Origin of the sequence: Phyllobacterium trifolii, from assembly GCF_014192095.1 — a bacterium.
Lineage (GTDB): Bacteria > Pseudomonadota > Alphaproteobacteria > Rhizobiales > Rhizobiaceae > Phyllobacterium > Phyllobacterium trifolii.
Map to the genome: position 1 here is coordinate 261,385 of NZ_JACHXN010000002.1, position 26,895 is coordinate 288,279.

Here is a 26,895-nt window from a genome sequence, read left to right on the forward strand (position 1 = left end):
CCGCCGCCGCGGCTAGAGGATTCAACTGTCCTACTCGAACACAATCGCCGGGGCGGCGCGTCCGCCCTTGGCGGATGCCAGCTGGTCCCAGACTTGTGCCGCGATCTCGCGATAGGCTTGTGCCTGCGGACCGTCGGGATTGCTGACAACTATAGGCGTTCCCGCGTCGGAGGTCTCGCGGATTTCCATCACCAGCGGCACCTCGCCGAGGAAGGGCACGCCGAGGCGTTCCGCCTCCTTGCGCGCGCCGCCGTGGCCGAAGATGTCGTAGCGTGTGCCGGTGTCCGGGGCGATGAAATAGCTCATGTTCTCGACGATGCCGAGCAGCGGCACATCGACCTTCTTGAACATGTTCAAACCCTTGCGCGCATCGATCAGCGCGAGGTCCTGCGGCGTCGAGACGATGACCGCGCCGGCCAGCGGCACCTGCTGTGCCATGGTCAATTGCGCATCGCCGGTGCCGGGCGGCATATCGACGACGAGCACATCGAGGTCGCCCCACTGCACTTCGCGCAGCATCTGCGTCAGCGCCGACATGACCATCGGCCCGCGCCAGATCATCGGCGTTTCCTCATCGACGAGGAAGCCGATCGACATCACTTTGAGGCCATAACCTTCCATGGGCTTGAGCACGCGGCCGGACACAACCTCCGGCCTGCCATGCAGACCAAGCAGCCGAGGCATGGAGGGCCCGTAAATATCCGCATCCAGAATGCCGACGCTGTGGCCATTGGCCTTGAGCCCCAGCGCAAGATTGACGGCCGTCGTCGACTTGCCGACACCGCCCTTGCCCGAGGCAACCGCGATGATCGCGCCGACTCCGGGAACGCCTGATTTGACCGGCGCGCCGTGGCTGTGTCCATGCGCCGCTTGCGCGGGTGCACCTTGGGCTGCCGCGCCACTCTGGGCCACGACACGCGGTGGCGGAACTGCGCCCGCCGGAGCCGGACGTTGCGCCGGGCGCGCTGGGGGTGTTGGCCGGGGCGGGGCGTCATCGCTTGTCGGTCCGCCTTTTTTCTCGGCGGTCAGCGCAACGATAGCGCCGTTAACCCCCGGCATCGCCTTGACGACACGCTCGGCGGCGGCGCGCAAAGGTTCGAGTTCCTGCGCTCGCGCGGCCGGTACGGTGATCGAGAAGAACACCTTGTTGTCGGCGATGAAAATATCCGAAACCAGCCCGAGCTCGACAATGTTGCTGTTGAAGTCCGGCCCAGTCACCGTCTTCAATTGCTCGAGCACCTGCTCTTGGGTCACGCCTGCCATTCTAAATTCCATCCCTGTCATTCCTTCCAACTCAAATAGTGCAGTTGGAGCGAATCGCCAATGGTGAATTGCATCTAGGCGCAGCGCCTCGCCCTCCCCCTTGTGGGGAGGGAAGCTGCGTAGCAGCAGGGAGGGGTATCTTGCGGCCGCCTGAATAAGCCCCCTCCCCGTCGCTTCGCTCCATCCCTCCCCACAAGGGGGAGGGTGAGGAGTCAGGCAAAACCGGTCAAAGATGCCGTATTAAAGCTTGGAGAGGATCGGTGCCAGGCGCGCTTTATAAGCCGCGAATATTGCATCCCGGTCGCGGTGTCGGCCTTCATGCACCACATGCCGTCCGGCTGACCAGACATCGCTGACCGCGTGGCGGTCGCCCGCGAAGACCCAGCCGTCGAGCAGCCGGTCGCCTTTCAGCCCCAGCAGCGCAGGGTTTTGAGCATCGAGCGCGATCATGTCGGCCCATTTGCCTGGCGCGAGACTGCCCGCGTCGCGGCCGAGAGCCTGCGCACCGCCGGCGAGCGCCGTATCGTAGAGTGTGCGGCCGCAGGATTTGCCGACGACGGACAGCGTAACGCGGGAGACGTCACGCAAACGCTGGCTGTATTCAAGCTGGCGCAGCTCCTCCGATGGCGAAATGCGGATGTTGGAGTCCGATCCCGTGCCGAAGCGCCCGCCTGCAGCGAGATAATTCACCCCGTCGAATATACCATCGCCGAGATTGGCCTCGGTGATCGGACATAAGCCGACAACCGCGCCACTCTGTGCGACTCGGCGCGTTTCTTGCTGCGTCATGTGCGTCGAGTGGATCAGGCACCAGCGCTCACCGACCGGCAGGTGATCGAGCAGCCATGTCATCGAGCGTTGTCCGTAAGCCGCCTGCACTTCTTCGATCTCCGGGATCTGCTCGGCAATATGAATGTGGAACGGCATGCCGCGAAAATGCTGTTCCAGCGCCTTCAGATCGCTTTCGTTGACGGCGCGGATCGAATGCGGCGCGACGCCGAAACCCGCATCGGCGCTGACAGCTTTGGCCGCTTCCTGCGCCTGCCCGGCCAGTTTCGCATAGCGGTCGAAATCATTGCCGAAGCGCAATTGCCCGCCCGCCAGTGCCCGTCCGTCTACGCCGCCCTGCATGTAGGCGACCGGCAGCAGCGTCAGGCCGATGCCCGTGGCGCCTGCCGCTGCCGCGATCCGTTCAGACAACTCTGCGAGATTGGCGTAGGGCTGCCCGCCCGGCTGGTGGTGTACATAGTGAAATTCCGCAACGCTGGAATAGCCGGACTCCAGCATCTCGACGAAAGCGAAGGCGGCGATCGCCTCGATATCCTCAGGGTCCAGAATGTCGAGGAAACGGTACATGATCTCGCGCCACGTCCAGAAGCTGTCGCGCCCCGCAGGGCTGCGTGCTTCGGAAAGCCCGGCCATCGCCCGCTGGAATGTGTGACTGTGGAGGTTTGCCTGCGCCGGCAGCAGGACATCTACGGCGTAAGCATTCGGTGCAGTCTCGTTCCCGGCCACAACCGAGCCAATGCGGCCCACGCTGTCGATCTCGATCAGAACATTGTTCTCCCAGCCATTCGGCGTGAGCGCTGTCCGGGCGAACACCGATTTTCTAGCCTCAGTCATTTCTTTCCTCCCGCCGGATTGACACGTTATGTATATACATATTAACGTTACGGGCAAGACCAAAAAGGGAGCGGGCTGCGGCCGATGAGGAAAATTCTGTCCGGATTGAGGATCGCCACGCTGGAAGATATCGGCGCGCCGTATGGCCTCATTGAAAACGGCGCGATCGGCATCGATGGCGAGCGGATAGCCTGGGTTGGACAGTCCATCCCTTCCGACTGGAATGATGTCGAGCGCCAGGATTTCGGCGGCAGGCTGGCGACCCCTGCCCTCATCGATTGCCACACGCATCTGGTCTTTGGCGGTAATCGCGCCCGCGAGTTCGAGATGCGGCTCGAAGGCGCGACCTATGAGGACATCGCCCGCGCCGGCGGCGGCATCGTCTCCTCGGTCAAATCGACCAATGCCCTGAACGAAGAGGTGCTCCTTGCGCAAAGCCTGCCGCGACTCGATACCTTGCTTGCCGAGGGCGTCTCCACTGTCGAGATAAAATCCGGCTACGGGCTGAACATCGACGCCGAGCTGAAGATGCTGCGCGTCGCGCGCCGCCTCGCCACCATGCGTCCTGTGCGCATCCGCACAAGCTACCTTGCTGCCCATGCGACACCGCCGGAGTACAAGGGCCGGCCTGATGACTATATTTCCGAAGTCGTCCTGCCCGGTCTCGATGACGCACATGCGGAAGGTCTCGTCGATGCGGTGGATGGGTTCTGCGAGGGCATCGCGTTCTCGCCCGCACAGATCGCCCGCGTTTTCGACAAGGCGAAATCACTCGGCTTGCCGGTCAAGCTCCACGCCGAACAGCTCTCCAACCTGGGCGGGGCCAAGCTCGCGGCGTCGTATGGCGCGTTGTCCGCCGACCATCTCGAATACCTCGATGAGGAAGGCGCCAGCGCCATGGCGGCTGCCGGAACAGTCGCGGTGCTTCTTCCGGGCGCGTTCTATGCCCTGCGCGAAGAGCGCGCGCCGCCTGTCCAGATCCTGCGCGATGCCGGTGTCCGCATCGCCGTCGCCACCGATTGCAATCCCGGCACATCGCCGCTCACTTCGCTGCTCCTGACAATGAATATGGCATGCACGTTTTTCCGGCTGACCGTCGAAGAAGCGCTTGCCGGCGCCACGCGTGAAGCCGCGCGCGCCCTGGGCCTCGCTGACGAAATCGGCGCCATTGCGCCGGGCAAACGCGCCGAGATCGCCATCTGGAACGCAGAGCAACCAGCGGAACTTTGCTATCGCATCGGTTTCAACCCGCTCCACCAGCTCGTTTTGAAAGCATAATTGACGATGACAATAACACTCCATCCCGGCGCAGTGCCACTTGCCACTCTCGAAACGATCTACTGGCATGGCACGCCGGCAAAGCTCGATGCGTCCTTCCATGCCGGGATCGAATCGGCAGCGAAACGAATTGCCGAAATCGCCGCCGGGAATGCGCCGGTCTATGGCATCAATACCGGCTTCGGCAAACTTGCCTCGATCCGGATCGATGCTGCCGATGTCGGAACGCTGCAACGCAATCTCATCCTGTCCCATTGCTGCGGCGTCGGTAATGCGCTGCCGGAAAATATCGTACGCCTCATCATGTCGCTGAAGCTCATCTCGCTCGGTCGCGGCGCGTCCGGCGTGCGGCCGGAACTCATCAGCCTGATCGAAGCCATGCTGGAAAAAGGCGTGATCCCGGTCATTCCGGAGAAGGGTTCCGTCGGCGCTTCCGGTGATCTTGCGCCCCTCGCCCACATGGCCGCGGCGATGATCGGTGAAGGCGACGTCACGTTCGAGGCGAGACAGATGCCGGCCGCCGAGGGCCTTGCCCAGGCGGGCCTCAAGCCGGTCGTGCTCGCGGCCAAGGAAGGTCTCGCGCTTATCAACGGCACGCAGGTTTCGACGGCTCTCGCGCTTGCGGGGCTGTTTCGCGCCCACCGCGCAGGTCAGTCGGCACTGATCACCGGCGCGCTCTCAACGGACGCCGCCATGGGCTCGTCAGCACCGTTCCATCCGGATATTCATGCATTGCGCGGTCATCGCGGCCAGATCGATACGGGCACGGCACTTCGGCGATTGCTCGAAAACTCGCCCATTCGCGAGAGCCACATCGAGGGCGACGAGCGCGTGCAGGATCCTTATTGCATCCGCTGCCAGCCGCAGGTGGACGGCGCCTGCCTCGACCTGTTGCGCATGGCGGCGCGTACGCTCGAAATCGAGGCCAACGCCGTTACCGACAATCCGCTGGTACTCAGTGATGGCTCCGTCGTCTCGGGCGGCAACTTCCATGCGGAGCCGGTCGCCTTCGCCGCCGACCAGATCGCGCTCGCCATTTGTGAAATCGGCGCGATCGCCCAGCGCCGCATCGCCCTTCTGGTCGATCCGGCCCTGAGCTACGGCCTGCCCGCGTTCCTTGCCAGAAAGCCCGGCCTCAACTCCGGCCTGATGATTGCAGAAGTCACATCCGCCGCGCTCATGTCGGAAAACAAGCAGATGTCACATCCGGCGTCGGTGGATTCGACGCCGACCTCGGCCAATCAGGAAGATCACGTATCGATGGCCTGCCATGGCGCGCGCCGCCTGTTGCAGATGACGGACAATCTGTTCTCGATCATCGGCATCGAGGCGCTGACAGCCGCACAAGGGATCGACCTGCGCGAACCCCTGCAGACCAGCCCGGAACTCACCCGCGCGCATGGCGTTATTCGGGTCGCAGTGCCAACACTCGACGAGGACCGTTATATGGCTCCAGACTTGAAATCCGTTTCCGATCTCGTTGCTTCGGGCGCGCTCAACGCCGCGATTTCTTCTGATATTCTGCCGGTTCTGGATACACAATTATGAATGTGGTTGACGTCAAACAGGGATCATCCCCGATCATTCTCGGCTTTCCGCACACGGGGACCGAGGTGCCCGCCGACATTCACGCCCGGCTCAACGAAACTGGCCAGATGCTCGCGGATACGGACTGGCACATTGACAAGCTCTACGACGGCTTGCTGCCAGAGGTCACGACCGTCCGCGCTACCTTTCATCGCTATGTGATCGATGCTAATCGCGATCCCTCGGGCGTCAGTCTTTACCCCGGGCAGAATACCACCGGACTCATTCCCGATACCGATTTCGACGGCAAGCCGATCTGGCGCGGTGGCGAGAAGCCGACGGCAGCGGACATCGAATACCGGCTGAAACAGTTCCACAGCCCTTACCATGTGGCACTGGCCAAGGAGATCGAACGCGTGCACGAAGCCCATGGCCTTGTCGTTCTGTACGATTGCCACTCCATACGTTCGCACATCCCGTTTCTCTTCCAGGGCAAGCTTCCGGATTTCAACATTGGCACCAATGAGGGCAACAGCTGTTCCCCGGAAATCGCCTCGGCAGTTGGCCGTATCGCATTTGCGGCGCGCGGCTATGACGCCGTCATCAACGGCCGGTTCAAGGGTGGCTGGACAACGCGGCACTATGGCCAGCCAAAGCTCGGCATCCACGCCATCCAGATGGAACTGACGCAGTCCTCGCATCTGACGAAAGAAGCGCCGCCTTTCGCCTATGACGAGGCTAAAGCCGAACGGCTGCGCAAGCACCTCAAAGACATTCTCGAAATCATCCGACAGACCGCGATCAAGTTGGGGAGCAAATAATGAACAATCCGAGGCACAACATTCGTGAAGTGCGGGCTCCGCGCGGCGACAAGCTCAACACCAAATCGTGGATGACCGAAGCGCCACTGCGCATGCTGATGAATAATCTCGATCCCGATGTTGCGGAAAATCCTAACGAACTTGTCGTGTATGGCGGCATCGGTCGTGCCGCCCGCACATGGGACGATTTCGACAAGATCGTTTCCACCCTCAAAACACTGAACGAGGATGAAACGCTGCTCGTCCAGTCCGGCAAGCCGGTCGGTGTGTTCAAGACCCATGCCAACGCGCCGCGGGTGCTGATCGCCAATTCCAATCTGGTGCCGCACTGGGCAACCTGGGATCACTTCAACGAGCTCGATAAGAAGGGTCTCGCCATGTACGGCCAGATGACGGCCGGCTCGTGGATCTATATCGGCACGCAAGGCATCGTTCAGGGCACCTATGAAACCTTCGTCGAAGCCGGGCGCCAGCACTATAACGGCAATCTTAGGGGCAAGTGGATCCTGACGGGCGGACTTGGCGGCATGGGCGGAGCGCAGCCGCTGGCTGCCGTCATGGCCGGTGCCTGCTGTCTCGCCGTCGAGTGCAACCCGGACTCGATCGATTTCCGCCTGCGCACGCGATACGTGGACGCCAAGGCCGAAACACTCGATGAAGCGCTCGAAATGATCGAGCGCTGGACCAAGGCGGGCGAAGCCAAATCGGTCGGTTTGCTCGGCAATGCCGCCGATATCCTGCCCGAACTCGTCCGGCGCAATGTGCGCCCGGATATTGTCACCGACCAGACCTCGGCTCATGATCCGATCAACGGCTATCTGCCGAAAGGCTGGACTTTGGCCGAATGGCGCCAGAAGCGCGAAACCGACCCGAAAGCCGTCGAGAAAGCCGCCCGCGCTTCAATGCGCGAACACGTCGAAGCCATGATTGCATTCTGGGATCGCGGCATTCCGACACTCGACTATGGCAACAACATACGCCAGGTCGCCAAAGACGAGGGTCTCGAGAACGCCTTTGCCTTCCCCGGCTTCGTCCCCGCCTATATCCGTCCTCTCTTCTGCCGGGGCATTGGACCGTTCCGCTGGGCGGCACTGTCGGGCGATCCGGAAGACATTTACAAGACCGACGCCAAGGTGAAGGAACTGACGCCGGGTAACACCCATCTGCACAACTGGCTCGACATGGCGCGGGAACGCATCGCGTTTCAGGGTCTGCCGGCGCGGATATGCTGGGTCGGTCTCGGCGACCGCGACCGGCTTGGACTCGCCTTCAACGAGATGGTGCGTACCGGCGAGTTGAAGGCACCGATCGTCATCGGCCGAGATCATCTCGATTCGGGCTCCGTCGCCTCGCCGAACCGCGAAACGGAAGCCATGAAGGATGGCTCCGATGCCGTCTCCGACTGGCCGCTGTTGAATGCGCTGCTCAACACCGCCTCCGGTGCGACGTGGGTCTCCCTGCATCATGGCGGCGGGGTCGGCATGGGCTTTTCCCAGCACTCCGGTATGGTGATTTGCTGTGACGGGACCGACGACGCGGCGGAGCGCATCAAACGCGTTCTCTGGAACGATCCGGCAACCGGGGTCATGCGCCACGCCGATGCGGGCTACGAGATCGCCATAGAATGCGCGAAGGAAAAAGGCCTCAATTTGCCGGGCATTCTCGGCTGATGAGAATTCTGCGCGCCAGCAATCACCGGCAAATGCCGTGGAAGAATGGCGGCGGCGTCACCACCGAGATTGCCGTCGCTCCCCCCGGAGCTTCGGTTGGCAATTTCGACTGGCGCATCAGCATGGCGACTGTTGCTGCCGATGGACCATTTTCGCGGTTCGACGGCATCGACCGCACGCTGACCGTGCTCAGCGGTGAGGGACTGGAACTTACCGTCGAGGACGAAACACCGGTGCGATTGACGCCAGCAGGCAAGCCTCATCCATTCCCGGGAGACGTGGCTGCATCGGCAAAGTTGATTGCTGGACCAGTCACCGATTTCAATGTCATGACACGGTGGGGGCGCTGGACTCACAGCGTCGACAATCTGTCCATCGATGGGACACAGCTTCTGCCCGTCGCGGCAGATGTCTGCATCATCTTCTGCCGCAGTGGCCAGATCACCCTTGGTGAGTCGTCAGTGCTCGATGCGCATGATGCTGCGTTGATCGATGCTTCCGCAGATACGCCAGAGATTTCCGTTGGTGGGTCGGGAAAGGCAATCATCGTTCACCTGTCGCAAACTCTATCGCCCGAATAAGAGGTCGCCTTGGATCAGATGGAAAACCAGGTTACCGACACACCCAAGGGCCAGCTCTCCGCCCGTATCCACCATGACATCGAACAGCGGATCCTGCTCGGCGAATGGGCTCCCGGTTTTCGCATTCCGCTGGAACGCGAATTGATGGAAACCTACGGTTGTGCGCGGATGACGGTGAACAAGGCTCTGTCGGCGCTTGCCGCTTCCGGGCTCATCGAGCGCCGCCGCAAGGCGGGAAGCTTCGTTTCGCAGCCGCTGTCGCAATCGGCCGTTATCGAAATTCCGGATGTGCGTGCCGAAGTCGAGGCCATCGGGCAGGTCTACAGACTTGAAGTGGTCTCGCGGCAGCAGCGCCGCTCGACCCGAGACGACATGGAACGCCTTAATGTGCAAAGCCCGCGTCAGGTTCTGGCGATTCACTGCCGTCATTTCGCCGGCCGGCGCGTCCATGCTTTCGAGGACCGGCTGATCGATCTTGTCAGCGTTCCGGAAGCCGTCGATATCTCCTTTGCCGACGAACCTCCGGGAACCTGGCTGCGCGGTCATGTGCCATGGTCGGAGGCGGAGAACCGGATCAGCGCGTTCAACGCGGATTCCATGCTTGCCACTCGTTTGGACGTGAAGGAAGGCTCGGCCTGTTTGCAGGTCGAACGATCGACATGGAGAGGTAAAAGGCCGATCACCGCCGTGCGGATGTTTTACCCGGGTGAAACCTACCGGCTGGTCGCCCATTTCAGTCCGAAGGGCGCCATGCCGCGCCGCGATTCCGCCTAAACCTGAATTCGGAAGCAGGCTGGTCTGAACAGGGACATCTTTTGCGCAAGAATAGGCAAAACTCATGCAAGAGTTGCCGAAACTGGCGCAAGAATCATCGAATCTGCCTCAAGATTCTCTACCGTGACGGGAAATTTGAGTGTGCTCAGTTGCATTCCTCTTTGCCGCATGGATTTTCAGATCAGGCTGCTGTATTTAGAGCGCGAAGTGAAATGAGGCGGTAATGCGCAATATTCGGAACGACTGGCGATTGGCGGTGCGCATGCTTTGCGCATTGGCGCTCGTATTCGTTGCCTTCGCGCACCAGCCCATTTCAGCCTCTCCAGCCAGTGATATCGACCTTGCCGCCTATACTTTGCCGGACGGGTCCGTGCCCGTTCTCTGCCTCGACAACAAGGTGGATCAAGCTTCACACAAGAGCGCCTGGCACGGCAATGGCTGCGAGGCCTGCCGCCTCTCGGCATCCGTCGTTCTGCCGGTTCCGCTCATGGCGTCCGGCTTGAAAAACGAGCCGATTCAATCGCTTACGATAAAGCGGGAAGCGGTCCGGATCGCGCGCAGCCTCTTTCCGCCATCGGCTCCACCGCAAGCTCCTCCCCTCGTCTGACATAAAATGCGCCCTCGATGGCGCGTCACGGCGGCCTGCTCCAGCGGTGCCGTCACCCTTGCTGTCAGACGACTGGAACACATATGACCGTCTCAAGCATGGCTTCCGGGAAGCCTTATTATCTCAGCCTTTCACTCTACCGCGCCATCTGGCGCTGGCATTTTTTCGCCGGCCTTCTGGTCATCCCTTTCATGCTCAATCTCGCCATCACCGGCAGCCTCTATCTGTTCAAGGACGAGATCGACAACACCGTCTTCGCCTACCGCAACGTGGTTCAGCCGCGCGGCGAATCTCTTGCTCCTTCGCTCCTGACCGACAACGCGAAAGCGGCGGTGCCGGGATCAAAAGTGCTGCGATATCAATCACCTGGCACTCCAACACAATCGGCAAAAGTCACCGTCGGTACCCCCGATGGAAACGTTCTGGTCTTCGTCGATCCCTATAGCGGCGCGGTCCTTGGCAAGGTCGGCGAAAAGGAAGAATTCAGCTGGGTCGTCAAGAAAATTCACAGTCTTGAATATTTCGGCCTTGCCTTCAACCGCATCGTCGAAGCCGTAGGCGGCCTTGCGTTAGTCCTTGTAATTACAGGCTTTTATCTGTGGTGGCCGCGCAAACAGACTGGCGGTGTCGTCACTGTTCGCGGAACTCCGGACAAACGCGTGTTCTGGCGGGATCTGCATGCCGTGACCGGCGCAGGTGCGGGCGCATTGATCTTCTTCCTTGCGATCTCCGGCATGCCATGGTCGGGCTATTGGGGTGACAAGCTGAATACGACATTGTCCGGCTATGGACTTGGCTATCCCGCTCAGCTCTGGGACAACGTGCCGGTTTCAAAACTTCAGACAAAACAAGTACTTGGCAATTCCGGATGGACTGTCGAGAACGCACCGGTACCCGTGTCGACGCCAGGCGGGACGCCCGTCGGGCTCGACCGGATCGTCGCCTCCGCGGCGGCAGCAGGCATGACACCGGGCTTTGAAATTTCGCTGCCTTCTGGCAAGAAGGGGGTCTATACCGCTGCCGTTTTCCCAGACGATATCGCCAAACAACGTACTATCCACTTCGACCAATATAGCGCTAACCCATTGGTTGATTTGAAGTTTTCCGATTATGGAGCTGGAGCCAAAGCCATCGAGTTTGGGATCGGCGTGCATCAGGGCCAATATTGGGGGCTTGCCAACCAACTCGCCATGCTCGCGACATGCCTTGCCATCATCCTCGCCTCGGTTTCCGCCGTAATCATGTGGTGGAAGCGGCGTCCTTCAGGACGGCTCGGCGTGCCACCGATGCCGCAGCAGAAAAGTGTCTTTGCAGTATTTACCTTGGTCATATTGGTATTCGGCATCGCCTTTCCGCTGACCGGGTTTGCAATTCTCGGCATGTTGATCCTCGACCAGTTGATCACGCGCATCCCTTCGCCCTTGCAACGTGTATTCTCATAAAAAATATGGATAGGAGACGCCTCATGAAATCTTTTTCCAGAATTGCCGCCGTCGCGCTGGTATTTGTGTCAATCTCGTCCGCTCAGGCGCACGATCATTCCAAGATGATGCAGGGTGCCACCATGAGCGAAGACGACTCCATGGAGCCCGTAAAAGCTGGTGATCTGACCTTGAGCGGCGCCTTTACCCGCGCCACCCTGCCCGGGGCGAAAGTCGGCGGCGGCTATATCAAGATCGAAAATCAAGCGAACGAACCGGACCAGCTCATTGGCGGTTCGAGCCCTGTTGCTGCCCGGGTCGAGGTGCATGAAATGAAGATGGATGGCAACGTCATGCAAATGCGCAAGCTGAAGGACGGACTTGAGATTCCGGCTGGCGGCAGCGCCGAACTCTCTCCTGGAGGCACACATTTGATGTTGATAGACCTCTCAGCACCCCTGAAAGAGGGCGATATGGTGCCCGTTACGCTCGATTTTACCAAAGCCGGCAAGGTCGACGTCCAGTTCATGGTCGGGCCTGCAGGCGCAACAAGCATGGAGCACAATTGATGAATTTCCGTCTCTTGCGCTATGCATTATGGGCGCTGATCGCTGTATTGTGCGGCTTCCTGGTTTTCACTTACATCAACGCGCGAAATGGCGGCAATGCGCAGGCTGTGCAGCTCGGCGTCCCGTTCAATCTCGTCGACCAGAACAACGCTCCGATTACCGACGCGGCCTTCAAGGGCCATCCGACGGCGCTGTTCTTTGGTTTCACCCATTGCCCCGAGGTGTGCCCGACAACACTCTTTGAAATGGCGGGATGGCTGAAGACACTTGGCGATGAAGGCAAAGACCTGCGCGTCTTCTTCATTTCCGTCGATCCGGAGCGCGACACTCCGGGCGTCATGAAGGGCTATACATCAGCCTTCACAGACAGGATCACCGGCATCACCGGCAATCCGCAGGAAGTCGAGAAGCTCCTCAAGGGCTGGAAGATTTATGCGAAGAAGGTGCCAACCGAAAATGGTGGCTATACCATGGACCATACGGCATCAGTGATGCTGCTTGACCGCGACGGGCGGCTAAAAAGCACAATCGACTATAAGGAAAGCCCTGATGTCGCATTGAAGAAGCTTCGGCTGCTGATCGCCGGATGAAGCGTGCCATTACCATTCTCCTCCGGGCGTCAGTTTGGAGGGGAAGGATATGCTCTTTGCGGGTTGATCCGAACATTTGTATACTAAAAAACTCATAATTTCCTAGAATTATTCTAACCTATTGATATTTTTATAGGTTTTAAAGATTTAGTATTTGACATTGCGGTTTTCAGAAGCCTTTATGCGGAAAGTGCAAAAGCACATCCCTTTGATGTCTGGGCCTTGAACCCTTTCGATTGGAGGACCCTATGATAGGTCTTTTTCTGCCACGCCTGCGCGTGGTTTCCCTGCTGAACCATCAGCAACTGTATCCTGTCCCTGGCCGTAACAGCCCGAGGCAGTTGGTCACCCGCGGTCACCGCAGTGGCCCTCTCGCCCTGATCCGCAACAACGAGCAGGATGGGAGCGGCGATGTATCCGCGTATATCTGAAGCCGGCAACAATGCAGGTTGCTATTTCGATCGCACACCGGAAAAGCTCGTACTCGAAGGCTACCGGCGTTGGACGGCGGGTTTCGAAACCGGCTCTGTCATCGCTTGGGAAATGGCCTACGGGCTCTATAGCGAGCTTCTCGGTACGCGCAACGGCAACCGCGCACTATCCGAGCTGTCGTTCTTCATCCGAACCCTGCGCCACTGCGCATTATGCCCGCTCAAGACTTTTCCATTTGGTTCGCATCATGTCTGCCGGGAGGAATGCATGACTTTGGGGCTCATCGCCGGGATACAAAATTGCGACATGGTTGCGGCACGAACCTGCCTCAATGCCATGGCATGCCCCTCGCGCCAGGAGGAAGTGGAGAACGCAGCGATCAGTTTTGCCGAAACGCTGGCCGAGATGGATCAGATGCTCTTGCCGATCCCGAAATCCGCAATTGAGGACATTATTTCCCGCCCGTTGCGAGCGAACTTTCACTGAGGAGAGAAAGTGCATGATCATTACTTCACGTATGGAACGCCGCCTTTCCATAGCAGCCACCGCCTTGTTGACAGCCGCAATCTTTGTCTTGCCAATCAAGACGCGCGCGTTCAACGACGCCCGGACCAATCCAGCCAACTATACACGGCTTGCTGACGCGACGCCGGTGAAAATGCTATTGGGCAAATAGACATCCGAGCGAGTCTACCCAACTCGATCGGCCGAAAAGACGCGACTCGCTCGTGTCTTTTCAGGGCGGGACGATTATTCCAGCATGGTCGCATTTTCCAGAAAAGACCGCAGCGACCTACTCAATCGGCCACAAACGGCCGTGCTACTTAAGTTTGAGAGAATCCTATGCCCATGCGGAATAGACGACTGTTTCAGTAGACTATGCCGATACGGTAGAATATTCTAATTTTTCCCTGTAAAAGGAATTCTTTCTAACGCCCCTATTTGGAGGCGCTCTGCTACGCTTCAGTTCTAATCATACGGAGGCAGGCATGAAACATTCCCGATTTTCCCTTACACTGGCGGCTGTGTTGCTTGCAGCAACGGTCGCCATTCAGCCGATGTCTGCTGCCAACGCGGACACAACCCTTTTGAACGTGTCTTACGACCCGACACGCGAGCTTTACAAGGATTTCAATGCGGCGTTCGCAGCCAAGTGGAAAGCCGACACGGGCGAGACAGTGACCATCCAGGCATCTCACGGTGGCTCAGGTGCGCAGGCACGTTCCGTCATTGACGGGCTGGACGCCGATGTCGTGACGCTGGCGCTTGAAAGCGATGTGAACGCCATCGTCAAAGCCAAGAAAATCAATCCTGACTGGATCAAGAAATTTCCGCACAACTCTGCGCCCTACACGTCGACCATCGTTTTTCTCGTGCGCAAGGGTAATCCGAAGGGTATCAAGGATTGGGGGGACCTCGTCAAGGAGGGTGTAGAGGTGATCACGCCTAATCCTAAAACGTCCGGTGGCGCCCGCTGGAACTATCTGGCGGCCTGGGCTTGGGCCAACGCGCAATACGGCGGCGATGAAGCCAAGATCAAGGAATATATTGGAAATTTGTTCCAGCATGTTCCCGTGCTCGATTCCGGTGCACGCGGTTCGACCAATACATTCGCCCAGCGCGAACTCGGTGACGTATTGCTTGCCTGGGAAAATGAGGCCTACCTCGCATCAGCGGAATTCGGCGATGACAAATTCGATATCGTCGTTCCACCCAGCTCGATTCTCGCCCAGCCGTCGGTTGCCGTTGTCGATGCGAATGTTGATGCAAAAGGCACACGTAAGGTAGCCGAAGCCTATCTTGGATATCTTTATTCCAAGGAAGGCCAAACGATCGCAGCCAAGCACTTTTATCGTCCCTCCGAGCCTGAACTGGTACCGCCGGAGCTAATCAAAAAATTACCGGAGTTGAAACTGGTTACGATCGATGATCCAATCTTCGGCGGATGGGCAAAGGCACAGCCCTATCACTTCGGAGATGGCGGAACGTTTGACCAGATTTACAAGCCGAAACAGTAACAGCATGACATCCAACCTTGCGAAAGCGGGTTGGCGGTTTAAGCAGCCGAGCGTTATTCCGGGATTTGGAATGACGCTCGGCTTCACTCTTGCCTACCTCGCACTCATTGTTCTCATTCCTCTAACAGGCCTTGTCTTGCGCTCGGCTTCATTGGGTTTTCCCGGATTTTGGCACGTAGCGACTGATCCACGAACCGTAAATGCGCTGAGAATCAGCTTTGGGACATCCCTTATTGCTGCTGTGATCAACGTCATCTTCGGTGTCATCGTTGCGTGGGTTCTGGTGCGCTACCGGTTTCCAGGCCGTCGAATTGTCGATGCCATCGTCGACCTACCATTTGCGTTGCCGACGGCTGTTGCCGGCATTGCGCTGACGGCGCTCTATTCCAGAAACGGCTGGATAGGCCGTTGGCTCGATCTGATCGGGATCAAGGTCGCATTCACACCAATCGGCATAACGATCGCCCTGATCTTTATCGGTCTGCCCTTTGTGGTTCGGACCGTTCAGCCAGTGATGGAAGAAATCCGCAAGGAAGTCGAAGAAGCTGCAGCGACACTCGGCGCCAACCGCTTCCAGACAATTACACGGGTGCTTTTGCCGGGCTTGCAGCCGGCCATCCTGACTGGATTCGCGCTGGCATTTGCGAGGGCGGTAGGTGAGTACGGTTCTGTGATCTTTATCGCCGGAAACCTTCCTTATGTGTCGGAAATTGCGCCGCTTTTGATCGTGATCCGACTAGAGGAATTTGATTATGCAGGTGCGACCGCGATTGCTACGATCATGCTGCTGATCTCATTTTTCATGCTTTTCGTCATCAATCTCATTCAGGCCTGGAGCCGGAGGAGGTATGGTTATGGCGCTTGAACCTGTTCAAGTCATAGACCCAACAGCCACGGCGCGGCACGCCACCACCGAACGGCGCACGGCACGCTTTCTTCTGACTGGTATTGCCTTGGTCTTTCTTGCGCTGTTTCTTGTGCTTCCGCTCGTATCGGTTTTTGTCGAAGCGTTTCGCAAAGGCCCGGCCGAATATTTCGCTGCATTTTCAGAACCTGATGCTCAGGCGGCCATTCGTCTGACACTGCTGGTAGCTTCCATCGCGGTACCGCTCAACGTTGTTTTCGGCGTTGTTGCAGCGTGGGCGATCGCCAAGTTCGAATTCAAGGGCAAGGCTTTCCTGACCACATTGATCGATCTGCCGTTCTCGGTATCGCCGGTCATTTCCGGCCTCGTATACGTGCTGTTGTTCAGTTCGCAATCCGCACTGGGTCCCTGGCTGAAATCACATGGCATTGAGATCCTTTTTGCCGTGCCGGGAATCGTGCTGGCGACCATGTTCGTCACCTTTCCATTTGTCGCGAGGGAATTGATCCCGCTAATGCAAGAGCAGGGTACGACCGATGAAGAAGCCGCGTTATCGCTCGGGGCGAATGGCTGGCAGACGTTCTGGCATGTCACGCTCCCAAACATCAAATGGGGCTTGCTCTATGGCGTACTTTTATGCAACGCCCGGGCCATGGGGGAATTTGGCGCAGTGTCTGTTGTTTCAGGACATATCAGGGGCCTCACCAATACGATGCCGCTGCATGTCGAAATTCTTTACAATGAATATAATTTTGTCGCTGCTTTCGCAGTGGCTTCGCTCCTGGCGCTTCTTGCGCTGGTAACACTCGTTCTCAAGACTCTGCTGGAGCTGAGGTACGGCGCGGAGCTACGTGCAGTTGGCGGACACTAGAGAGGAATAGAATTTATGGATGTTCGCGTAAGTGGTGTGCGCAAGGAATTCGATCGGTTTCCAGCGCTGCACGACGTTTCACTTGATATCAATTCCGGCGAACTCATTGCGCTGCTTGGTCCGTCCGGCTCTGGCAAGACCACCCTGTTACGTTTGATCGCAGGGCTTGAAACTCCCACCGAGGGCAAGGTTTTCTTTGGCGATGAGGATGCTTCGCTGAAGTCCGTGCAGGAGCGGAATGTCGGTTTCGTCTTTCAACATTATGCTCTGTTCCGTCATATGACAGTGATTGACAATGTCGGCTTCGGCCTGAAGGTACGTCCGGGTTCAAGTCGGCCCAGCAAGGACGAAATTCGTCGCCGCTCGTCGGAACTTCTGGACTTCGTGCAGCTTTCCGGCCTTGAGAAGCGCTATCCGGCACAGCTTTCTGGCGGCCAGCGTCAACGCGTCGCGCTCGCCCGGGCCATGGCTATCGAACCACGTGTGTTGCTGCTGGACGAACCCTTTGGCGCGCTCGACGCGAAGGTCCGCAAGGAGCTTCGCCGCTGGTTGCGTGAGATTCACGACAAGACCAAGCACACGACTGTTTTCGTGACGCACGATCAAGACGAGGCGCTGGAATTGGCTGACCGCGTTGTGGTCATGAGCCAAGGCAGGATAGAGCAGATCGGCACCCCAGATGAGGTCTATGACCGGCCGAATTCGCCGTTTGTCTACAGCTTCATTGGTGAATCGAGTTCCATCGGCGTTCAGATCAAGAACGGCGAATTACGGCTTGATGGCCAAGCGTTGAGTATCTCGAGCGATCGACCTGACGGTGAAGCACTGCTGTATTTCAGACCGCACGATGTCGATCTTATTGAGGACTCCAACGGAGGCATCGCCGGTACAGTCGTTGCGAGCCGCCGTGTCGGTGCTACGCGGCGCATCGAGCTGCGAATAGCTGGGGTAACCGACCATGTGGAGATCGAAATTCCAGCGGACCATCCGGCAACGGAAACAAGCCGCATCGCTTTTCGCCCCAAACATTGGCGCGTCTTCCCGAAGAGCTGATACGACCCAACTGAGCGAAAGACCGGGATGGCCAAATCCCGGTCTTTTTTTGTTACAGTTAGTGGCCTTGCAGTTATCGCGAAGCGTTCGGTTGTTCGGCTGCAACCCGCCGCTACAATGGCTTTCCCCTGTGCAGAAGCTTCAAAATTGCGTACAAAGGCTAATAGAAATCTGACTCATTTTCATCAAAACTGATCGCTAACGATAAAAGTGGTGATAGCTTAATTGCCATGACCTGATTAGACCGTAAACTGAACGTGGGACGATCGGCCCCTGATCGCCTTAGTGCTGCAATCCCGAAGATTCTTTCTTCCAAACTGAAATGAAAACAATGCCCGTATTGAGCTTTTTTCAAGCGTTTGCATCCCAGAAGAAGACTGTTGGTCAGATTTTTGCTGTCCAACCTAACCCTATACGGGCTCATTATAAATCAATCGACGATTTGAGGGATCTTGGGACCCGGGTGGCGAAGGGCGAAGACGTTCGATTGCCCGATTACGAGCCGATGGTTTTCGAGCAGCGAACAGTCGAAAACGCCAGGCTGATCCTGCATTCCTACCGTTCCTCCGATGCGGCAGCACGCAACGGCGAAACGATAACACCAGCGGCTCAATGGCTTTTGGACAATTATTACCTGGTCGACCAGAACATACAGCAGGTCGAGCGCGATCTGCCCAAGAAATTTTTCAGGCAGTTGCCGCCACTTGCGAACCAGCCCAATATTCCGCGTGTAATGGCGCTCGCCTGGCTCTACGTCGCGCACACGGACAGCCAGTTTTCGCTGAATAGCCTGAGCGCCATCGTTGAAGGCTTCCAGACCGTCGAACCTCTGCATATCGGCGAATTGTGGGCACTTCCATCCGCCGTTCGCTTTATTCTAATCGAAAATGCCCGGCGTCTTTCGCTGCGCGTCGAGCGTGCCCGCCGCATGCGCGCCTATGCCAATAGCGTTGCCGACGAAATCACGCTGAACGCTGAGAAAGATACCCTCCCGCAGCTTCTGGCGCAATATGCGCCAGCGGCCAAGGACAGCACTTTTGCCACCCACCTGCTCTATCGTTTGCGTGGCGGCACCGCTCACTCTGGAGCCGCGGTCGCGTGGCTCGAAGACGAGCTCGAAAAGAATGGCAGCGATTCCGAGGATGCCATCATTCAGGAACATACACGCCAATCGACGGGCGGCGTGAGCATGGGCAATCTCATTCGCAGCCTGAAGGCGATCGATGACGTTGACTGGATTACCTGGTTTGAGACAGTTAGCGGCGTCGATGCCGTTCTGCGCGACAACTCCAATTTCGATGCACTCGACTTTCATTCTCGCAATGCCTACCGCGTTGCTATTGAAAAGATTGCCCGCCGCTCAGGCAAGAGCGAACACGACATCACACAATCGGCTCTCGAACTCGCACATAAAAGTGCTGAAGAAACCGCTGGCGAAGGTGGCGTTACCGAGCAGCGCAAACGCGATGTTGGCTATTATCTTGCTGGAGACGGCCGTCCGGAACTTGAAAAGACGTGTGACTACAAGCCGACTGTGCTTATACGCTGGGTACGTTTCTACCGGAGACTGGGTCTCGCCGGCTTGTGGGTGCCGGCTTCGTTCTTCTCAATCGCCATTCTCTTGCTGATAAATTATTTCCTGCGCCGTGCCGGATTGTCTGACGGCATGACCTGGCTGTTCACTTTGCTGGCAGTGTTCCCCACGATGGAAACAGCCAACGGCTTCGTTAACTGGATCATACCGATGTTCATGCCGCCGACGCGGCTAATCGGCTTCGAGTATAAGAATGGCCTGCCTCCGGAGGCAAAAACCCTCGTTGCCGTGCCGACGCTGATTACCTCGCGTGACTCCGTCGATGAGCATATTCGCAATCTCGAAGTGCACTATCTCACCAATCCGCGCGGCGAGGTCTATTTCGCCCTTTTGACGGACTGGGCCGACAGCAAATTCGAACAGACCGACGATGATCTCGACATCTTCGACTATGCGCGGGAGAAAATCACTGCGCTCAACGAGCACTACACGCAAAACAATCCCCGCTTCTTCCTGTTGCATCGCAAGCGTCTGTTCAATGCGCAGGAGAACCGCTGGATGGGCTGGGAACGCAAGCGCGGCAAGTTGCACGAGCTCAATATGCTGCTGCGCGGCGACAAGGATACGACGTATTTCCCGTCGAACGAGGAAGTCCCGACCGACATCAAGTTCGTGATGACGCTTGACTCGGACACACGCCTGACGCCTGACTCCGTCAATCGTCTGGCCGGCAAGCTTATTCACCCGCTCAATCGACCCATCTACAGCGCCAAGGCAGGTCGTGTGGTAAGTGGCTATGCTATCTTGCAGCCACGCGTCACCCCCTCGCTGACGACCGGCGATGATGCCTCGTTCCTGCAGCGCGTCTTTTCGGTCAATCGCGGCATCGACCCTTACGTTTTCGCGGTTTCCGATGTCTATCAGGACGTGCTGGGAGAAGGCACGTTCACCGGCAAGGGTCTTTATGACATCGATTTCTTTGAAGCCGCACTTGACGCAAAGATCGGCGAGAACGCAGTCCTGAGCCATGACCTGCTCGAAGGCGGCTATGCACGTAGCGCGCTCGTAAGTGATGTCGAGGTGGTCGAGGATTACCCCACTGGCTACAATGTCGATATCTCGCGCCATCATCGCTGGACGCGTGGCGATTGGCAGCTCCTGCCTTATCTTTTCAGCACACGACCGGGCGTCACCGCAGTCACGCGCTGGAAGATGGTCGATAATCTTCGCCGCTCGCTTACGCCGATCTTCTGGATCCTGGCTTCCATTGCAGGCTGGACATTGCTGCCACCGGGACTTGCCACACTGTGGCAGTGCTTCATGATTTTCAGCATGTTCATCGTGCCGACGATGATACTATTTACAAACTTGGTGCCGACAGACATGAACCTGTCGCTCAAAGGGCATTTTCAGGCGATTCTCACGGATATTTTTGCCGGGGCGGCAGACATTGCCCTGCGTATCACCTTCATTGCAAACATGGCTTGCTTGATGCTCGATGCGATCGTCCGGACGCTTTATCGTCTGTTCATTTCGCGCAAACATCTGCTTGAGTGGCGCGCTGCGGCCCAAGCAAAGACGAGTTCACCCGATACGCTGAGCTACTACCTGCAACTCATGTGGCCCGCGATAATTGTCGCCCTGATCGCTATTGGCCTTCCCTTGGCGATTCAAAGCCGAGCTTGGTTTCTCGCCGTCCCTTTCGCACTGATCTGGCTGCTATCGCCGGTAATTGCCTGGCTCGTCAGCCGCTCAGCCAAACCGCTCGATGATTTGAATGTGCGCTCATCCGACAAAGGTGAACTGCGGCGTTTCGCCCGCCGTACCTGGCACTACTACGATACATTCGTCACCAAAGAGCAAAACTTCATTCCACCGGACAATTTCCAGGAGGACCCGTATCCCGTTATTGCGACGCGCACGTCGCCAACCAATATCGGCATGTATCTGCTCTCGACTGTCGCAGCCCGGGACTTCGGCTGGATCAGCTTCAACGAGACCCTGACCCGTATCGACCAGACCCTCGAAACCCTCGAGAAGATGGAGAAATACCGCGGCCACCTCTACAACTGGTACGAAACGACAACCCTTCGCCCCCTACTTCCACTTTACGTTTCGGCAGTGGATAGCGGTAATTTGGCGGGTCATCTCGTCGCTTTGTCTTCGGCGCTGGAGAAATGGGCTGAGGCACCCTCAGTTTATCTACAGAGCGATCTCGACGGGGTTCTCGACGTCAGCGATATTCTTGAAGAAGCCATCAGTGACATTCCGGATGATCGCCGCGTTTTGAGGCCCTTGCGCCGTCGCCTTGAAGAACGCGTTTCCAATTTCCGCCGGGCAATCACGACGATCAAGGAGGAGCCCGAAACCGCATCGCTGCGCACAATCAACCTTGCTCTCTTCGCGGGAGATATCCAGCGCCTGACCGAAGAATTGCATGGCGAACTCGAAAGCCCGATCAGCGCCACCGCCAATGAGTGGGCGCTTCTGCTCGTCAAGACGTGTCAAGGACACACGGACGATGCAATCGGCAGTCACGAGAGCACAGACATTCTGCGCGAACGCCTGGGTACCCTCGCCACACGCGCGCGGCAACTTGCTTTCGACACCGATTTCACCTTCCTGGAGCGCAAGGAGCGGCGCCTTTTGTCCATCGGTTTCCGCGTGGAAACCAACGAGCTTGATGCAAGTTGTTATGACCTTCTGGCCTCCGAAGCGCGCCTGGCCAGCCTCTTTGCCATCGCAAAGGGCGATATCCCGGTCGATCACTGGTTCAAACTCGGGCGACTGCTGGTCCCTGTTGGCTGGCGTGGTGCGCTGGTCTCCTGGTCCGGGTCGATGTTCGAATACCTCATGCCGCCTCTGGTCATGATTGAACCACTCGGAAGCATGTTGGATCAAACCAACAAGTTGATCGTGCAACGGCAGATCGAATATGGTGAGTCCAAGGGGTTGCCTTGGGGCATTTCCGAAGCGGCTTATAACGCCCGCGACCCGGAGATGAACTACCAATACACCAATTTCGGGGTTCCGACACTCGGCCTCAAGCGCGGCCTTTCCAAGAATTACGTTGTAGCGCCCTATGCCAGCATTATGGCCAGCCAGTATCAACCGGCAGCCGCTGTCAAGAATCTGCAACGTCTGCGCGCCATGGGTGCACTCGGACAGTATGGTTTTTATGACGCCGTGGACTTTACCAAGTCACGCGTCCGCGAAGATGAAGAATATGCCGTGGTCCGCAATTACATGGCCCACCATCACGGCATGTCGATTGTCGCCGTCAACAATGTTGTGTTCGAAGGTCGCATGCGCGAGCGTTTCCACGCGGATCCTGTGATCGAAGCAGCCGAGTTGCTTCTGCAGGAGAAAGCCCCACGGGAAATACCGGTTCTCCAAGCCAAGGCAGAGAACCCGATGCGCAAGGCCGTGGAAAGCTCGGAAGAAACGGCCTCTATCCGCTTCATCCAAAATCCACTGAGTGCGCCAACCGCAACGCAGATAATGTCGAACGGACATTATTCGGTGATGGTCACTGCCAATGGCGGCGGATACAGCCGCTGGAATGGTCTTGCCATTACGCGTTTCCAACCGGACCCACTCGAAAGCGGTTACGGTACGTTCCTGTTCTTGCGGGATCTCGAAAATGGCGAATGGTGGTCAGCGACAGGCGATCCTGTGCGCGTTGCAGGCGAGAAAAGTACATCCATCTTCGCCGATTACAAGGCGGAATTCGTCAAGGAAAATGGCACGATCCATACTACCGTTGAGGCGATCGTTGCCTCGGATTCCGATGGCGAAGGCCGCCGTATCGTCATCACCAACACTGGCACCAAAGATCGCATCATCGAAGTCACGTCTTACGCCGAACTGGTATTGACGAACGAAGATACCGATACTGCTCACCCGGCCTTTGCCAAGATGTTCGTGGAGACCGAGATCGACAAGCGTGGCGATGCGATCTACGCCACGCGCCGCAAGCGGGGTAATGACGATCCGGATATCCACGTGGCCCATGTCGTAAGCGACAGTTCCGGTGCGATGCGCGAAATTCAGGCTGAAACCGACCGGCGCAATTTTATCGGCCGCGGGCGCTCTTTGCGCAATCCTGCTGCTTTCGACGAAGGCGCGACCCTCAGCGGCAGTCATGGTTTTGTGCTCGACCCCATCGCTTCGCTGCGTTGCCGTGTTCGCGTTCCCGCGCACAAGAAAGTGACGCTGGTCTTCTGGACTCTCGTACGTCCCAACCGTCAGGAGCTCGAGGAGGTCGTCTCCCGCTTCCGCCATCCGGATTGCTTTACCCGTGAATTCTCGCTGTCGTGGACGAGCTCGCAGGTTCGCCTTCACCACATCGGTATCAATCCCGACGAGGCAGCTGAATTCCAGCGCGTCGCAACCAGCCTGATCTATCCCGACAAGGCACTGCGCATGCCGTCCGAAAACATCGCAAGCGGGCTCGGCAGCCAATCCGAGCTTTGGCCCATGTCTATCTCCGGCGACTTCCCGATCCTTGCGCTGCGCATTGATGATGAAGCCGATATGGAAACCCTGAGGAACCTCTTGAAGGCGCACGAATATTGGCGTGCGAAGGGTCTTGTTGTCGATGTTGTCGTCATCAATGAACGTTCCTTCTCCTACGCGCAGGATTTCCAGCGCGGCTTGGAAGCGATCTGCGAAAATAGCCGTGCCCGCGGCGCTCAGCTCGGACCGCGTGTCCACATCTTTGCTGTCCGTAAAGATCAGATGAGCGACGCCAGCTACAACACGCTTCTGGCTGCAGCCCGTATTGTCCTGCACGCGCAAAATGGTTCGCTTTCCGAGCAATTGAAACGCATCGCAGGACTGACTGCGGACCTGGTGCCTGTCACGGAAACCAGGGGTAGATCTATAATAACCGGTGACATTGAGAATAGCGATTTGCGGGGGATCGCGCCGGCGCCGACACAGCTCATGAACAAACGGCGTCCCAAGATTTCTGCAGACGACCTATCATTCTGGAACGGGTTTGGCGGCTTCGACATGAAAAGCGGCGAATATGTCGTTCGTCTTGGTGGGCTGGGCAGCACCCCGCAGCCCTGGATCAATGTGATTTCCAACCCGAATTTTGGCTTTCACGTATCAGCCGAAGGCGCAGGTTTCACCTGGTCCGGCAATAGCCGCGACTATCAGCTGACACAGTGGTCGAATGATCCGGTCATCAACCGGTCCGGCGAGGCGATCTATGTGGTGGATACGGACAAGAACGCGGCGTTCTCACCGACGGCATCGGTGCTTCGCGACCCCTCTGTCCAGTATGAGACCCGGCATGGACAAGGTTATTCGACCTTTATTTCACGCCACGGCAATATAGGACTCGAGCTTACACATACGGTCGATCCTGACCAACCCGTTCGCCTATCGAGCCTCAAGATCACGAATAATGGCGGTACCGCCAAGCAATTGCGTGTCTATGGATTTGTTGAATGGGTGCTAGGCAATGCCCGCGCAAAGACTTCGCCATTCATCGTGCCGTCGTGCGACACTGAAACGGGAGTCCTCTTTGCTCGTAATCCATATGGCACGGACCGGCGTGAACGTGTGGCGTTCTATGCTGCCAGTGTAAAGCCGCAGTCCTATACGGCCGACCGCGCCGAGTTCTTCGGAGCGCTCGGTTCTGTCGATCGTCCAGATGCGGTGCTTCAGGCAAAGAGGCTGTCAAACCTGGTCGAAGCCGGCGGAGATCCCTGTGCTGCACTTGCAGTCGATATCAAAATCGCCGCGGGCGAAACGCAGGAGCTGGTGTTCTATATGGGCGATGCCGGCAGCCGGGAGGAAGCCCGAGCGATTCTTGCAACCCATAACAAGCGGCCGTTTGAAGACACTCTCTCGTCTTCGAGAGCGATCTGGACAGACTTCCTCGATGGATTGCAAGTTGACACTCCGGACGATGCTTTCAATGTCATGGTGAATCGCTGGTTGCCTTATCAGAGCCTCGCCTGTCGCATCTGGGCACGCTCGGCTTTCTACCAGGCAAGCGGCGCCTTTGGCTTCCGCGACCAACTGCAAGATACACTGTCCATGCTGATCCTGGATCCATCGCTCGCACGTAATCAAATTCTCAACGTGTCGGCCCGTCAATTCAAAGAAGGCGATGTCCAACACTGGTGGTTGCCAACGACTGGCGCAGGCGTTCGCACGAAGATCTCCGACGATGTGGTCTGGCTCGGCTATGCCATTGCCCACTATACCTCGGTGACTGGCGACATGAGTATACTGGATGAGCAGGTCGCTTTCATCGAAGGCAGGGCGCTCGAAAACGGTGAGCACGATGCCTTTTACCAGCCGACGATCTCAGACGAGAAAGTCAGCGTTTATGAGCACGCAGCCCGTGCGCTTGACCTTGCCGTTGCCCGCACAGGCCCCCACGGCCTGCCACTGATGCTGACGGGTGACTGGAACGACGGCATGAACCGTGTCGGTGAAGACGGCAAAGGCGAAAGCATATGGCTTGGCTGGTTCCTGATCAGCACTTTGCGCGACGTCTTGCCGATCGCAAGGCATTTCAAGGACAAGGAACGCATCCTACGATGGGAGGCCCATATTGAAAGTCTGAAAGCCGCTCTCGAGAAGGACGGTTGGGATGGCGAATGGTATCGTCGTGGCTACTTTGACGACGGTGCTCCGCTTGGATCGAAAAAGAGTGATGAGTGCAAGATCGACTCGATCGCTCAATCCTGGAGCGTCATATCCGGCTATGGCGATCCAGATCGCAGTAAGCGGGCAATGCACTCGGTCGCAACGCATCTCATCGACGATGACGTCGATATCATCAAGCTGTTCACGCCACCATTCAACAAGACGCGGCATGATCCAGGCTATATCAAGAGTTATCCGGTCGGCGTGCGCGAAAATGGCGGGCAATATACGCATGCGGCAACTTGGGCAGTTCTTGCCATGGCCAAGCTCGGTGATGCGGATGAAGCGTACCGCTGGTTCAAGAAGCTAAACCCCGTCAACCATTCGCTGACAATGGACAACGCCGAGTTTTATCGTGTGGAACCTTACGTGGTGGCTGCGGATGTTTATTCGGTAGATCCCATGCGGGGACGCGGCGGCTGGACTTGGTATACCGGATCCGCCGGATGGCTCTACCGTGTGGCGACAGAAGCTATCCTTGGCATCAGCCGCCGAAATAACAGGCTGTTCGTCGATCCTGCGCTTCCATCGGAATGGAGCGGCTTCAATTTCGTTCTGCGCAATGGCGAGGCCCGCTATTCGATAGAAGTCAAATCGGTATCAAAGGGTACCGCTAAGATCACCGTCAACGGTAAGAAGCTCACCAAAGCGGAAAATGGCATTCCATTGGAACCCACGGGTGAGCACAAAGTCATCATCGAAGTGCTCGCGTCATAACACTAGTTT

The 26,895-nt window shown here is 57.7% G+C and carries 20 protein-coding genes; 18 read left to right on the top strand and 2 right to left on the bottom strand.

Going from position 1 to position 26,895, the window contains the following annotated elements; genetic code table 11:
* Positions 1–30: 30 nt before the first annotated feature.
* Complete coding sequence (locus FHS21_RS04260; RefSeq protein WP_112525485.1) at positions 31–1,263, bottom strand: Mrp/NBP35 family ATP-binding protein; 1,233 nt, start codon at positions 1,261–1,263, stop codon at positions 31–33.
* Positions 1,264–1,503: 240 nt separating this feature from the next.
* Positions 1,504–2,886 carry a formimidoylglutamate deiminase gene (locus FHS21_RS04265; protein WP_112525487.1) on the bottom strand — a complete coding sequence of 461 codons (1,383 nt, stop codon included), beginning with the start codon at positions 2,884–2,886 and terminating at the stop codon, positions 1,504–1,506.
* Between the two features lie 84 nt (positions 2,887–2,970).
* On the opposite strand from FHS21_RS04265, the gene hutI reads away from it, so the two are divergent.
* The 18 genes from hutI (at position 2,971) to FHS21_RS04355 (ending at position 26,886) form a co-directional block, all read left to right on the top strand.
* Positions 2,971–4,164, top strand: a complete 1,194-nt coding sequence (gene hutI / locus FHS21_RS04270) for an imidazolonepropionase (RefSeq protein WP_183661015.1) — start codon at positions 2,971–2,973, stop codon at positions 4,162–4,164.
* On the top strand, positions 4,165–5,712 hold the full coding sequence (gene hutH, locus FHS21_RS04275; protein WP_183661017.1) for a histidine ammonia-lyase: 1,548 nt from the start codon (positions 4,165–4,167) through the stop codon (positions 5,710–5,712).
* Positions 5,709–6,512 (top strand): N-formylglutamate deformylase, encoded by an 804-nt coding sequence (gene hutG, locus FHS21_RS04280; RefSeq protein ID WP_112525490.1) that lies wholly within the window; start codon positions 5,709–5,711, stop codon positions 6,510–6,512. The genes hutH and hutG overlap by 4 nt, the downstream gene beginning before the upstream one ends.
* On the top strand, positions 6,512–8,182 hold the full coding sequence (hutU, locus tag FHS21_RS04285; RefSeq protein ID WP_112525492.1) for a urocanate hydratase: 1,671 nt from the start codon (positions 6,512–6,514) through the stop codon (positions 8,180–8,182). The genes hutG and hutU overlap by 1 nt, the downstream gene beginning before the upstream one ends.
* A complete protein-coding gene (locus tag FHS21_RS04290) occupies positions 8,182–8,763 on the top strand; it encodes a HutD/Ves family protein (RefSeq protein WP_112525494.1) in 582 nt (193 codons plus the stop codon). The genes hutU and FHS21_RS04290 overlap by 1 nt, the downstream gene beginning before the upstream one ends.
* A gap of 18 nt (positions 8,764–8,781) precedes the next feature.
* Positions 8,782–9,537: a histidine utilization transcriptional repressor HutC gene (gene hutC / locus FHS21_RS04295; protein WP_112525496.1), complete on the top strand. Its 756-nt coding sequence runs from the start codon at positions 8,782–8,784 to the stop codon at positions 9,535–9,537.
* Positions 9,538–9,760: 223 nt separating this feature from the next.
* Positions 9,761–10,144: a hypothetical protein gene (locus FHS21_RS04300; protein ID WP_183661020.1), complete on the top strand. Its 384-nt coding sequence runs from the start codon at positions 9,761–9,763 to the stop codon at positions 10,142–10,144.
* 83 nt (positions 10,145–10,227) lie between these two features.
* Entirely contained in the window at positions 10,228–11,586 is a 1,359-nt protein-coding gene (locus FHS21_RS04305; protein WP_112525500.1) for a PepSY-associated TM helix domain-containing protein, read from the top strand.
* A gap of 23 nt (positions 11,587–11,609) precedes the next feature.
* A complete protein-coding gene (locus tag FHS21_RS04310; protein WP_162701803.1) occupies positions 11,610–12,134 on the top strand; it encodes a copper chaperone PCu(A)C in 525 nt (174 codons plus the stop codon).
* Positions 12,134–12,724: an SCO family protein gene (locus FHS21_RS04315; RefSeq protein WP_112525504.1), complete on the top strand. Its 591-nt coding sequence runs from the start codon at positions 12,134–12,136 to the stop codon at positions 12,722–12,724. The genes FHS21_RS04310 and FHS21_RS04315 overlap by 1 nt, the downstream gene beginning before the upstream one ends.
* Before the next feature lie 248 nt (positions 12,725–12,972).
* Positions 12,973–13,155, top strand: coding sequence for a hypothetical protein (locus tag FHS21_RS04320; protein ID WP_112525506.1), 183 nt, complete (start codon positions 12,973–12,975; stop codon positions 13,153–13,155).
* Positions 13,136–13,642 (top strand): hypothetical protein, encoded by a 507-nt coding sequence (locus FHS21_RS04325; RefSeq protein WP_112551372.1) that lies wholly within the window; start codon positions 13,136–13,138, stop codon positions 13,640–13,642. Before FHS21_RS04320 ends, FHS21_RS04325 begins: the two co-directional genes overlap by 20 nt.
* Before the next feature lie 13 nt (positions 13,643–13,655).
* Positions 13,656–13,832: a hypothetical protein gene (locus FHS21_RS04330; RefSeq protein WP_162701804.1), complete on the top strand. Its 177-nt coding sequence runs from the start codon at positions 13,656–13,658 to the stop codon at positions 13,830–13,832.
* A gap of 313 nt (positions 13,833–14,145) precedes the next feature.
* On the top strand, positions 14,146–15,174 hold the full coding sequence (locus FHS21_RS04335; protein ID WP_112525510.1) for a sulfate ABC transporter substrate-binding protein: 1,029 nt from the start codon (positions 14,146–14,148) through the stop codon (positions 15,172–15,174).
* Positions 15,175–15,178: 4 nt separating this feature from the next.
* Positions 15,179–16,039, top strand: a complete 861-nt coding sequence (gene cysT, locus FHS21_RS04340) for a sulfate ABC transporter permease subunit CysT (RefSeq protein WP_183661023.1) — start codon at positions 15,179–15,181, stop codon at positions 16,037–16,039.
* Positions 16,029–16,910 carry a sulfate ABC transporter permease subunit CysW gene (gene cysW, locus FHS21_RS04345; RefSeq protein ID WP_112525514.1) on the top strand — a complete coding sequence of 294 codons (882 nt, stop codon included), beginning with the start codon at positions 16,029–16,031 and terminating at the stop codon, positions 16,908–16,910. Before cysT ends, cysW begins: the two co-directional genes overlap by 11 nt.
* Before the next feature lie 15 nt (positions 16,911–16,925).
* Positions 16,926–17,963, top strand: coding sequence for a sulfate/molybdate ABC transporter ATP-binding protein (locus tag FHS21_RS04350; RefSeq protein ID WP_183661026.1), 1,038 nt, complete (start codon positions 16,926–16,928; stop codon positions 17,961–17,963).
* A 331-nt stretch (positions 17,964–18,294) separates the two neighbouring features.
* Positions 18,295–26,886, top strand: coding sequence for a glycoside hydrolase family 94 protein (locus FHS21_RS04355; RefSeq protein WP_183661028.1), 8,592 nt, complete (start codon positions 18,295–18,297; stop codon positions 26,884–26,886).
* Positions 26,887–26,895: the final 9 nt, after the last annotated feature.